This window comes from Streptomyces sparsus, assembly GCF_054776295.1.
In genome coordinates this window covers 1-1,267 of sequence record NZ_BAAHCA010001189.1, presented here as the reverse complement: position 1 = coordinate 1,267, position 1,267 = coordinate 1, and the positions used below count along the sequence as shown (strand labels likewise).

Sequence of the window (1,267 nt, the reverse complement as noted above, 5' to 3'; positions counted from 1 at the left end):
GGCCACCGGGCCGCGGTGGCGCCACACCGCCGCGACCGCGAACCCCGCGGCGACGACCGCCGCGCCACCCACCGCGTCCAGCAGGTAGTGGTTGGCCGTGCCCATCACCACGACCGTGGTGAGCAGCGGGTAGAGCGCGGCCAGCAGCCGCAGCCACAGGTTCGGGGTGAGCCGGATGATGACCACCGCCGCCCACAGCGACCAGCCCACGTGCAGCGAGGGCATCGCCGCGTACTGGTTGGAGATGCCGGTGAGCACCCCGAAGTCCGGATCGTCGAAGTCCTGCGGCCCGTGCATGGTGTCGACGTACCCCAGATACGGCATCAGCCGCGGAGGGGCGAGCGGGTAGAGCCAGAAGCCGACCAGCCCGAGCAGCGTCGCGAAGGACAGTGAGGTCCGGGCCCAGCGGTAGGACGCGGGGGCGCGCAGGTAGAGGCCGACCAGCAGCGCCACCGGCACCAGGAAGTGGAAGGCGCCGTAGTAGAAGTTCATGCTGTCGGCCAGCCAGGCCGTCCCGGCCACGGCCTGGTTGATGCCGTGTTCGATGTCGAGACCGACGGCCCGTTCCAGTTCGAGGATCTGCCGGCCGTGCGCCTCCGCCGGCCCGCGCCCGTCGGGAGCCAGCGACCGCACGTAGGAGTAGGCGAAGTACCCGACCCGTATCAGCAGCAGTTCCAGCATCAGGTTGGGGCGGCTCAGCACCCCGGACGGTTCCGGCCGTGCCCACGCGTCGGAGCGGCGGGAGAGGAACGGCAGCACACAGGCCGCCAGCAGTGCGGCGAGCAGCGGCGCGTTCTCCCCGAGCGGCGCCAGCCAGGCGATCTTCGGCACCAGTGCGTCGGCGTTCAACGTCATCACCAGCACCAGGAAGACCGGCCACACGTAGCGGTCCCCGCGGCGGCGGCCCACCCGGCCCACGGCCGCCAGCAGGATCCACAGCTGCTGGTGCTGCCAGGCGACCGGCGCGACGGCGACCGCGACACAGCCCGTCACGGCGGCACCCAGCAGGAGCTGGCCGTCGCGCACGTACTCGGCCGCGCGGCGCAGACCGACCACGGCGACTGCGAGGGCCAGCACGGCGAACACCACGATCTCCACCGGACCGGACAGTCCCAGGCGCAGCAGCAGGCCGTGCAGCGACTGGTTGGACAGGCCGTCGGAGGCTCCGCCCAGGCCGGCCCCCGCCACGTGGTGCACCCAGTACGTCCACGAGTCGGCCGGCGTCGCGGCCCACGCGAACAGCGTGCACGCCGCGAAGCCGGCGCCC

The 1,267-nt window shown here is 72.7% G+C and carries 1 protein-coding gene; it reads right to left on the bottom strand.

Annotated features, from left to right (window positions below; translation table 11 throughout):
• A partial coding sequence (locus ACYVE9_RS27325) for a phosphatase PAP2 family protein (RefSeq protein ID WP_461030571.1) occupies positions 1-1,267 on the bottom strand: 1,267 nt, incomplete at both ends.